Below are 10,362 nucleotides of genomic sequence, written 5' to 3'. Positions count from 1 at the left end.
TTTATCAAGAATAACGTTACGAATCCCGGCAAGCGGAAACGGTTATTCCGCAGATTGGCCGAGACCGATATATTGACTTCGATCCAATAAAGTCCGGCCAACTCGCGCAAAGGCGGCGTCATCAGCTGGGCCGTCTCCAGCAGGTTGCCGATGCGCTGCAGCCATTCCCGCTTCCGCGCCTCCCCCACCTGTTCGCCCATTGAATCCGCGGTATCCAGCGCCCGCAATTCCTCCTCCATCGCCGAAACGTCCGTTTCGCTGCCGGTCTCCTCCTCGAGTTGCTCCCGCCCGGCCCGCACCGCCTCCGCGGCCCGCGCCAAGTGGCCCTGTACCGTTTGCGCCGCCGAAACGTAGGCTCCGTACTCCACAAGCCCGGATCCCTTGGCAAGCAAAACGCCGATCGCCTCCTTCAGCTCGGGCAGCATGTTCTCCGGAGCGTCCTCGCGCTTCAAGGAGATATAGAAGATCCCCTTCGTTTCGATATCCCATACCCGAAAGGCCTGGCTGACCGAGTCGCGGTACTCCGCAAACGCCAGCTCCTCCTCCCGGTGCTTGTCGATTTGATTCACGACCATATATACCGGCTTGCCGTAATCGCTCAGCGATTTGGCAAAGCTTAAATTCGTTTCCGAGGACACATGGTTGTAGTCCATCACGTAAAAGACCACGTCCGCCAAGTGCAGCGCGGAATGCGTGGCCAACGCATGGCCGGCGTCGTTGGAATCCACGCCGGGCGTATCCAGCAGGACGCCTCCCCGCAAGGGCAGCTCCAAGTTCTCCCACAGCTCCACCCGCGTATACTCCTCGCCGTTGCGGCAGTAATCCGCGACCTCGGCCACCGGGACCTCCGCCTTCGCCTTGGCCGGATCGGCCGGAGTCAGCAACGCGCGCGGGGCCCCCTCCCGGATCAGCACCACGTTCGCGCTCGTCGGCAAAGGGCTGGCAGGCATGACCGTTTTTCCGCATAAGCGATTGATCAAGCTCGACTTCCCCGCCGAAAAGTGGCCGCAAAAAGCCACCGTCAGCTCCTTCCGTTCAAGCTTATCGCCGATCTCCCGCAGCTCCTCGGCCGCCGTCATATCCTTATCCCCAAGCAGCATCTCGCGCAAACGCTCCAGACGCTCCCCCAACCGAAACTCCGTATCCGTTACCAACCGATCCATTCGACTTCCCTCCGCTTTCCACGCTGCGAAATCAAGTTTCATTTTTTGAATATCAATATTTTAACATCTCCCCTCCTCCTTGGAAACGCTATATCAAAGATACTCGCTGTCCTAAGCCCTGCTTCGTCCGCTTAAACCGAAACCGAAAAAAAACCGCCTCAGTACGAGGCGGTTCTCAAACCCGCGCAGGAGCGGCATTGAAGGCGTTTATAACTTCTGCGCCGAAATCAACAAAAACATCGGGCGGCGGTTTTCGTCCTGCATATCGGGGATCGTCCGCAGCATGTCCTCGGAGGGGCCAGGCTCCTTGACCACCTTAAGGCTGAAGCCCGCTTGGATTAGATCATTGATGTAGGTCGAAAACGTCCGGTGATATTTGATCACATGGTCGGTCAAAAACGACGTTTCCCGCATCCCTTCGTCCCGATAGCGGTCCACCGGCCAGTGCAGCCGCCGACCCTGGCCGTCAACATGCCAATCCTGGTCGTTCCGGGACGTAAAGATCGGATGCTCTACCGTAAAGATAAAAGCGCCCTGCGCCGCCAGGCACCGGTGCACTTGTCTGCAGACGTCGGCAAACGACTCGACATAGTGGAACGCCAGCGAGCTGATCGCCACATCGAATTGGCCGTCCGGAAAATCGATGTCCTCGATCGGCCGGTTGATATACGTAATCGCAGGATCGTCCGTCATTTCCCGCGCCCTTTGCAGCATATTTTCGGAAATGTCCACCCCCGTCACCGAGCTCGCTTGCTGCTCGCGGGCGTAACGGCAATGCCAGCCGAAACCGCAGCCAAGGTCCAACACTCGCTTGCCCTCCAACTCCGGCAGCAGCGCTTTGAACACATGCCATTCCCTCGCCGCCGCCAACCCATGGACCGACCTCGGCATTTTTTCGTATTCGCTGAAAAACGCCGATTCGTCATATTTATTTTGCTTCATACTTAAGGTTCACCGCCTCTTGATCTTGATAGGGGAGCTTGCCGGTAAAATGCCGGACTAATACAAGCCGGCTTCCCGATCCGCCAGCACCTGTCCGGTTAGCGACAAATCGTAATCGCCCAAGGACAAAAGCACCTCCTGCAGTTCGGACGACAGCAGCGCCTCGCGCAGCAGGGCGATCCATTCGCGGTTTTCCGGTTTGTTCAGCACCACCAGATCCACCCGCTCCTCGATCAGCGGAATGAAATCCAATCCGGCGATCCGGGCCGGCCGCTCGCTGCCGACGCCGACGTCCGCTTGCCCCAGGGCAATCCGGCCGCCAAGCCCCATATGCGATGTTTCTTCCTGCTCATACCCCTTTACGGACGCATAGGCGATCCTGTGCCTTCGCAGTTGTTCATCGAGCAGCACCCGGGCGCCCGAGCCTTTTTCCCGATTCACCAGCCGGATATGGGAACGCGCGAGATCCTCCCAGGATCGGATGCCCAGCGGATTGCCCTGCTTGACGTAAAAGCCGGCCCTGCGCGTAGCGAAATTTAGCACCAGGTACGGGAGCGAGATGAACAGCTTGCGAATGTAGGGCAAATTGTATTCCTCGGTATCCCCGTCGTATAAATGCGTGCTGACAATATCCACCGCCCCGTTGTACATCGCCACCAAACTGTCCATGCTGCTCACGAAGGAACGCAGCGGCCGATACGTTCGGCTCCTGGACTCCAGCGCCTTGGCAAGCAGATCGAGTCCAGGATCCTGCCCGGTGATGACGAGCGGCCTTAGTCCGTCCCGTGCTTCCCCCCGACCGGGATCGGTGCGGAAAGGCGAACTATAAGGAACCTGGATCACCGGTAACCCGACGTCGGCTGCCGGTACCGCCCCGCCTTTAGCCCTGTGCTTGTAGGCCTCCAAATCCGTGGAGTCCACCCTCATTTGCTTGCCTACCCGGTAAGCGGAGAGCTCGCCTTTTTTGATCAGATCATATACGGTTAGTTTGGATACCTTCAACAGCTTGGCGATTTCCTCAGCCGTGTAAGAGATCGGTTCGGTCATGGCTTTCTCCTTCGTCCGTTCACTTTGATTCGTGCAACTACCCTAATCTTACCGGGGATTTCCCTTTTTTTCAATGAAATGTACCCGGGCACCTATTCAAATCGTTATGTTTCGTATAATCTAGTTATAATTAGATATAACCAAAGGGGAGGGTTGACCATGCTGAAATTTATAAGAATGCCGGTATTGGCGACGATCACGGCCATTATGCTCTTGATCACCGGCTGCGGGAGCAACGTCGCCGGCAACAGCGCGACAAACGACGCGTCGGCAACGGCCGGGACCGATAACGGAGGCGCGGAACAGGTCGAGCTGCTCGTCTCCGCCGCCACCAGCCTGACCGAAAGCCTGGATGAGCTTAAGAGCATTTACGAAGCCGAGCACGGCAATATCAAGCTTACTTATAACTACGCCGCCTCCGGAACGCTGCAGCAGCAAATCGAACAAGGCGCCCCGGCCGACTTGTTCCTGTCCGCCGGGAAAAAGCAAATGAACGCGCTATTGGACAAAAGACTCGTCGATGCCGAACTGACGACAAATCTGCTCACCAATGAGCTGGTGCTTGTCGTTCCGCAGGACGGTTCCGTGCAACTCGAAACGATCAAAGACCTGACAAACATCGGCGACATCGCCATCGGCACGCCTGAATCCGTCCCGGCCGGGAAATACGCGCAGCAGACTCTCGCTTACCATAAGCTGTGGGATAGCCTGCAGTCCCGGCTGGTGCTGACGAAAGACGTCAAGCAGGTGCTGTCCTACGTCGAGACCGGAAACGTCGATGCCGGATTCGTGTACAAAACCGACGCCGCCCTTTCCGATAAGGTCAAGGTGGCCCTGAGCGCCGAACCCGAGAGCCATGACCCGATCGAATATCCGGTCGGCGTCCTCAAAGGCAGCAGCCATCCGGACGAAGCCAAAGCCTTTTACGAATTTTTGTTGAGCGGCGAAGCGCGGCAGGTGTTCAGCAAATTCGGGTTTACCCCGGCCAAATAAGCTGCTTATGAATTCACTAGGGATTCCGGAACATTTTTGGTCGCCGGTCGTCTTGTCGCTGCAAGTCTCCGTCGCCGCTACCGTCATCGCCTTTCTGATCGGCCTGCTGGCGGCTTGGCGAATGGCTGCGGCGGCTTTTTACGGAAAAACGCTGGTGGAGACGGTCTTTTTGCTGCCGCTCGTGCTTCCGCCCAGCGTCGTTGGCTTTATCCTGCTCGTGGTGTTGGGCAAAAACGGCTGGATCGGACAAGCGGCGGAAACCTTGTTTCACCTAAGCTTCGTGTTCCAGCCGTTTGGTGCGGTCGTCGCCGCAAGCGTCGTCAGCTTCCCGCTGATCTATCAGACGCTGAAGTCCGGTTTCCAAGCGGTCGATAAAGAGCTGAAAGATGCGGCCCGTTCGCAGGGAGCCGACGAATGGCAGGTACTACGGTACATTATGCTGCCCCTCGCCACCCGCTCGCTGCAGGCGGCGTTCATCCTCGGGTTCGCCCGCGCGCTGGGCGAATTCGGGGCGACGATGATGATCGCCGGCAACATCCCCGGCCGGACGCAAACGATCCCGACGGCGATCTATTTCGCCGTCGACGCCGGAAACCTGCCGCTGGCTTGGGCGTTAACGGGCTGCACCATTCTGCTGTCCTTTGGTTTGCTGCTGCTCTCTTCCCGGCTGAAAAAAGATTAACTCAACTTGGCGAAAGACATAATAGTCAAAAAAAAATGGCGGTGCAAGGGGGTTATCCCTGCATCGCCATTTCGTGGAGTTTGGATTCCTTTATTCGGTTCCGCTATCGGATTCCTCTACTGCCCCTGCTCCTCCATCGCCCATTGCTTAATCTCCCAGCTGGGCACCGGGTGTTTGCGTTCCCCTGCCGTCCGCCGCAGCCGCTCCAGCAGCGATTGGAGGATCCGTTCGCTCACCTCGACGCCTTCGCCGAGCAGCACCTGCCGCACCGAACTGCGGCCGGAGTGCTTGCCCAGCAGGAAAACATGATTCATGCCCAGTTCGGAAGGATCGAAAGCTTGATACGTCCGATGGTCCTTCAGCAGTCCGTCGACGTGAATCCCCGATTCATGGGCAAAAGCCAGCCTGCCCAAGAGCGGCCGGTTTTCCGGGATGTCCCGCCCCGCCGCCTTGGCCACAAGCTCGGCCAACGGCTTCAGCCTTTCGGTACGCACCGCGCTCTCCCTCTTGTAAAGATGCTTCCACGCCATGACCACTTCCTCCAGCGGGGCATTTCCCGCACGCTCCCCGATACCCAGTACGGTCGTGCTGGCCCACCTGGCCCCAGCCTCCAAACCGGCCAGCGTATTGGCCGTCGCCAAACCGAAGTCGTTGTGGCAGTGGATTTCCAGTTCTATATCCGGCGGACAGACGGCAAGCAGCGCCGAAATCCGTGAGTGCAACGAGCCGGGATGATGAACGGAAAGCGTATCGGCATACCGAAACCGGCGAATGCCTTCCCGCCGCATGACGCAGATCAACTCGCGCAAAAACAGAAACTCGGCTCGCGATGCATCCTCCAAGCCGATCGATACGGTCAGTCCTTTTTGCAGCGCAAAGCTCGCCGCGGATTTTCCCAGCTCGATCACCTCGGCCGGCCCGGCTCCCAGTTTCGCTTTCATCTGGATCGCCGACGCGGGCAGCGTGATATGCACCCATTCCGCGCCCGCCGCCAGCGAGGCCTCAATGTCTGAGCGCCGCGCCCGATTCCAGGCGATGAGCCGCATCGGAAGCCCCAGTGACACGATCCGGCGGATCGTTTGGCGCTCCTCATCGCCCATGGCGGGAATCCCTACCTCCGCCTGTTCGACGCCGCACGCGGCCAGGCTTTTGGCGATCTCCAGCTTCTCCTCCGCGGTAAAGGCTACCCCGGCCGCCTGCTCTCCGTCGCGCAGCGTCGTATCGCAAATCCGCAGCATTTCCATGGCTACCCCCTCCTTTTACGATCCTCTGCAGCATTCGCAATCCGGATTGCGCCGCAGCCTGACGGCATAGCTGCTCATGTCCAGCGTATTGATCCGGTGCATGACATTGATAAACGGCTGGCCTACCCCGGCGATCCACTTTACCGCTTCCAGCGCGGCCAGGCAGCCTGCCAAGCCGGAGGTGGCGCCCAGTACCGGAAACCCAAGCGGCTCCCATTCCTGGGAGCGCTCCGGGTACAGACAAGCGAGGCAAGGGGTTAAGCCGGGAACGATTGTCGTCAACGAAACTTCAAAGCCGTACATGGCCGCTTCCACCAGCGGCTTGCCGGCCGCGACGCACAGCCGGTTTAAGGCATAACGTTCCGGAAAGTCGTATCTGGCGTCAATAACCAGATCCGCTGACCTCACCCACGGCCCGCTATCAGCCATCGTAACTCTAGCGTTATGTCCTTCGATAACCACGTCTGGATTGATCCGCTTCAAGTTTTGCACGGCCGTGGCGATCCTTTCCTCGCCGATGCGGGCGGCATCCATCAGGATTTGCCGGTTCAGATCCGGCCGTTGGATCTCACCTTCATGCGCCAGGATCAAGCGGCCCATCCCCGCAGCGGCCAGGTACAGCGCGGCCGTGCCTCCTAACCCGCCGATCCCGGCCACCAGGACGGTGGCCTCCTTCAGCTTGCGCTGCCCCTCTGTCCCAATCAGCTTCAGTTGCCGTTCATATCGCCGAAAATCCTCCGTTCCTCCGGAGATCCCGGTGCCCCGGGATACCGCCGACGCAAATATATCCGGCATATCCCCGCCCCTCCTCTCGCCTAAAAAGCCTGCTCAATCGGTGGCCGCAATCTCTCCATGCCGGTTCAGCCATTCCTGCGCTTCCTTCAGCTGGCCTAACGCAAATTTCTCCAGCTTGGCCTGAGAAGTAAACGGAAACCGCAACCCCGCCCGCAGCGCCAGCGTGACCAGAATCAACCGCCCGCTGGATACGATCGCTCGGCCAAACCCTTCCCCGTTCATTTCCACCATACTTTGCACCAAGCGGCGGGTTTCTATCTCCAGCGTTACCGCCAGGGCCTGAAACACCTGCTCGACCTGCCTGCGCAGCTTCGGGCTTGGCGCGCAATCCTGACCAAGCGCTTGCTTCTCCTCCGGGGAAAATAACAGCAGACGTTCATCCGGCTCCAATTCCGCACGCACCGCATCTCCCATCGTTACCCCTCCTTTTGCGTTTGACGGTTCTCGGCACGAACCGCCTCTTCCTCGGCCAGCAGCACCTTGCTCAGCCACATCGGCGGTTTGCCGCGCAGCATCTCCAACAGCTTGCCGATTTGTTCTTCGATCGGCACGCCCGCAGGCACTTTGACCGGCATCATTTTCCGCTTGACGACACGCGCTGCCGCAGAGGCCCCGATCTGCACCAGAAAAACAAGCGTGCAATCCTCGATCAGGGAGATCCGCATGTCGATTTTGCCGAGTTCATCCCGGGTGATTTGCATCGGAACATTGCGGTTTTCCAAAAATTCGGCCGCTCCCGGACGAACTTCATAAACGGCGAACGTGGGACTATGCCCGAAATGGGCGTTGACATGACTGCCGTCATCCGTGGCGAACGCTACTCGCATGGCCGATCTCCTCCCTCTGAATAAGCCGGTTGCCCGCCTTATGGATCAGTTCCATCGTTCCCCGGTATCCTACCGTTTGGGACGTATACGCCCCAAGCTCGTCGAGGATCGGGAAGCCGGCCGCCATAAACGCCGCTCCGCAGCGCTTAGCCCCGCTTTTGCCATGGGAATTACTGATCCACAAATCGGCACCGGCCGCCAACTGCTCGGCATCCTCAAGATCGCCGATCCAAAACTCTTTGTCCGTGCCATGCAGGCACGGCGCTTCATAGGAACTGACCAAGGCATTGAAGCTCACCCCCATCTCCTCAAGCCAGGCGACGGCCGAACGGAGGTGGTCCGGCTCCAGGGCAGCAACCGCCAACACCCCGGCATAATGAAAATGGGCATCGAGCATGCCGTCGAGCAGATTTTCCCGCTGCCAGCGATAACGGACGGGGACGGGTTCCCGGCTTAATTCCTGCAGGAAATAAAAGAACTCGTCGCAAGCCTTCAACCCCGATACGCCGTCAAAAACGCGGTAAGGTATCCCCGCCCCGTTTTGCAGCCGGCGGGCAGGCCGCTCCATGCTGGAGCCGATCGCGATGCTGAACTCCGAGCGCAGCATTTGCCGGGCGGAATCCATCGGCACGCCGCCGCGGGTCAGCGGCGAAAAACCGGTCAGCAAATGCCCTGACAGCGAGGTGGACAAATCGGGAAGGGCGATCACCTCCAGGCCAAAGGAAGCAATGATTTCTTTCAGTTCCATCACGTCCCCTGCGGTAAGGTAGGAACCGGGCAGCAGGTTGATTTGGCGTTTGACCGGCTTTTGCGGCTTGCGGCCCGTTTGCTCCAGCAACCCGTCGATGACCGCTTCGACCATCGCGCTGAATCCGGATTCCAGCGAGCCGCGATAGTCGGGGAGCGAGCAGGTTACCAACATCGTATCTTTCGGATTCCGGTCGCGTTTGAATTTTTTGACTCTGGCCGCGTAATCGCTCCCCGATGCCTCCGTCAGCGCGGTGCTCACGACCCCTACGCAGTCCGGCCGATGCTTATCCAGCACCGTATCCAGCGCCTCTTCCAAATTTTGATCCGCGTCGAAAATGACGTCCATCTCCTGCAGCGCGGTCGTCTGTACCGCAATCGGCTCCCGGTAATGCCGGGTGAGCAGCGTTTTGGCGAACGCCGTGCAGCCCTGCGCCCCGTGGATGATCGGCATCGACCGGTAGATGCCTTGCAGCGCCAGCACCCCGCCTAGCGGTTGACTGATTTTCAATGGATTGCAGCTGAGAGGTTTGGGCATTTTCCTAACGGTCATGAGGAACTCCCCCTTTCCCAGGGAGCCGGAGAGCGAACGAGGTTCCAGACCGGATGCTCCAGCGCGTACGTTAGCTGCTTGGCCAGACGGATCAAGCCGTCATATCCCGCATACGCGGTATGCCGCTCCTGATTGATGTCCACGAACGGAATTTGCTCCTTCAAAGCCATGTACATGTTGCGGCCCCCGGCAATGACCAAATCGGCCTTGCGTTCGCGCACCGTTTTGAGAATGCGGCCGGCTCCCTCTTCGGCAATGTACACCGCGTCCTCCCCAACCCTTTCCGCAATCCGGGCGATATCCCCGTCCGTGCTTTTGTTCGTCCCGACGCCTACGACCTTGATCCCCAGCTCCTGCAGCCCGGAAATGACCGACCAGCTTTTGACGCCGCCGGTGTAGAGCACCGCCCGCTTGCCTTTGAGCGTTTTGCGGAAGGGAGCCAGCTCGCGCATCACCCGCGCTTCTTCATGCTCCACGAGATGATCGACGCGGCGCTCCACCTCCCGCTGGTTCAGCAAATAAGCCAGTTGACGCAAGGAGTAGCTCGTTTCCTTGGCTCCGTAAAAGGAGCCTTCAAAATAAGGAATCCCGTATTTGCGCTCCATTTTAACGCCCAGGCCGAGCAGTGCCCGGCTGCACACGACCATGCTGGCTTTTGCCCGATGAGCCCCGGCGATTTCCCGGAATCGTCCGTCCCCGGTGATTTTGGCATGGAGGCGAATGCCGGCCTGGTTCAGCAGTTGCTCGATATCCCAAAGCTCGCCGGCGATATTGTATTCTCCGATCAGGTTCACCGCAGCATCCGGGACGCCGGCAGGCTCGATCGTCCCGATCACGTGCTGAAACAACGCCTCTCCAGCCAGCCGGGTGCCAAGGTTTTTGCTGCCGACAAACCCCGGGCTGTTGACGGGGATGCAGGCCACCCCCAACTCCGTCGTCGCCTGTTTGCACACCGCGTCGATATCCTCGCCCGTAAGCGCCGAGACGCAGGTGGCATACACGAATATGGCTGAAGGCGCAAATCGCTTCGCGATGTATTCGATCGCCTCGCGCAGCTTCTTTTCTCCGCCGAAAATAATGTCATGCTCGCCAAGATCGGTCGTAAACCCGTAAGACGATAGCCGGGAGCCGCTCGACAGGCTGCCGCGCGTCTCCCAGCTGTTTCCTGCGCATGCGATAGGGCCGTGAACCAGATGGGCCGCATCCGCGATCGGCAGCAGCGCGATTTGCGCGCCGTCAAACGAACAGCCGCCCGTAGCAGTGCCGGGTTTCGGCCGCGGACAGGGCTTGCTTTGCGGTTCTTCCTTGCCGCAGGAATCCTGAACTCCTGCATAACCCGTTATTCTGATCGCTTCCATCCGTACCGCTC

Annotated in this window: 11 protein-coding genes; 2 read left to right on the top strand and 9 right to left on the bottom strand. The window is 59.1% G+C overall.

Annotated features, from left to right (window positions below):
- The 3 genes from ACQ4N8_RS14540 to ACQ4N8_RS14530 form a co-directional block, all read right to left on the bottom strand.
- Positions 1–1,163 (bottom strand): dynamin family protein (locus ACQ4N8_RS14540; RefSeq protein WP_430705097.1); only part of this gene is annotated, 1,163 nt, incomplete at its 3' end.
- A gap of 207 nt (positions 1,164–1,370) precedes the next feature.
- A complete protein-coding gene (locus ACQ4N8_RS14535) occupies positions 1,371–2,105 on the bottom strand; it encodes a class I SAM-dependent methyltransferase (RefSeq protein ID WP_430705096.1) in 735 nt (244 codons plus the stop codon).
- 57 nt (positions 2,106–2,162) lie between these two features.
- Positions 2,163–3,152, bottom strand: coding sequence for a substrate-binding domain-containing protein (locus ACQ4N8_RS14530; protein WP_430705095.1), 990 nt, complete (start codon positions 3,150–3,152; stop codon positions 2,163–2,165).
- 159 nt (positions 3,153–3,311) lie between these two features.
- Between ACQ4N8_RS14530 and modA the strand changes: the two genes are divergently transcribed.
- A complete protein-coding gene (gene modA, locus ACQ4N8_RS14525) occupies positions 3,312–4,145 on the top strand; it encodes a molybdate ABC transporter substrate-binding protein (RefSeq protein ID WP_430705094.1) in 834 nt (277 codons plus the stop codon).
- 7 nt (positions 4,146–4,152) lie between these two features.
- Complete coding sequence (modB, locus tag ACQ4N8_RS14520; protein ID WP_430705093.1) at positions 4,153–4,827, top strand: molybdate ABC transporter permease subunit; 675 nt, start codon at positions 4,153–4,155, stop codon at positions 4,825–4,827.
- Positions 4,828–4,943: 116 nt separating this feature from the next.
- Here modB and ACQ4N8_RS14515 read toward each other — a convergent pair whose 3' ends face one another.
- Genes ACQ4N8_RS14515 through nifE form a run of 6 tightly spaced genes read right to left on the bottom strand, consistent with a single transcriptional unit; the run spans position 4,944 to position 10,351 of the window.
- A complete protein-coding gene (locus ACQ4N8_RS14515) occupies positions 4,944–6,071 on the bottom strand; it encodes a homocitrate synthase/isopropylmalate synthase family protein (protein ID WP_430705092.1) in 1,128 nt (375 codons plus the stop codon).
- Between the two features lie 15 nt (positions 6,072–6,086).
- Positions 6,087–6,866, bottom strand: coding sequence for a HesA/MoeB/ThiF family protein (locus ACQ4N8_RS14510; RefSeq protein ID WP_430705091.1), 780 nt, complete (start codon positions 6,864–6,866; stop codon positions 6,087–6,089).
- Between the two features lie 33 nt (positions 6,867–6,899).
- The gene (locus tag ACQ4N8_RS14505; protein ID WP_430705090.1) at positions 6,900–7,280 is read right to left on the bottom strand and encodes a DUF269 domain-containing protein; all 381 of its coding nucleotides are present in this window, start codon (positions 7,278–7,280) and stop codon (positions 6,900–6,902) included.
- 2 nt (positions 7,281–7,282) lie between these two features.
- Entirely contained in the window at positions 7,283–7,693 is a 411-nt protein-coding gene (locus ACQ4N8_RS14500) for a NifB/NifX family molybdenum-iron cluster-binding protein (protein ID WP_430705089.1), read from the bottom strand.
- A complete protein-coding gene (gene nifN, locus ACQ4N8_RS14495; protein WP_430705088.1) occupies positions 7,668–8,993 on the bottom strand; it encodes a nitrogenase iron-molybdenum cofactor biosynthesis protein NifN in 1,326 nt (441 codons plus the stop codon). The genes ACQ4N8_RS14500 and nifN overlap by 26 nt, the downstream gene beginning before the upstream one ends.
- Complete coding sequence (nifE, locus tag ACQ4N8_RS14490; protein ID WP_430705087.1) at positions 8,990–10,351, bottom strand: nitrogenase iron-molybdenum cofactor biosynthesis protein NifE; 1,362 nt, start codon at positions 10,349–10,351, stop codon at positions 8,990–8,992. Before nifE ends, nifN begins: the two co-directional genes overlap by 4 nt.
- Between the last annotated feature and the right edge of the window lie 11 nt (positions 10,352–10,362).

Source organism: Paenibacillus macerans (assembly GCF_050565405.1).
Classification (GTDB): domain Bacteria; phylum Bacillota; class Bacilli; order Paenibacillales; family Paenibacillaceae; genus Fontibacillus; species Fontibacillus macerans_B.
Note: the sequence above shows the minus strand (reverse complement) of the source record. Positions and strands in the feature narration are given on the sequence as shown.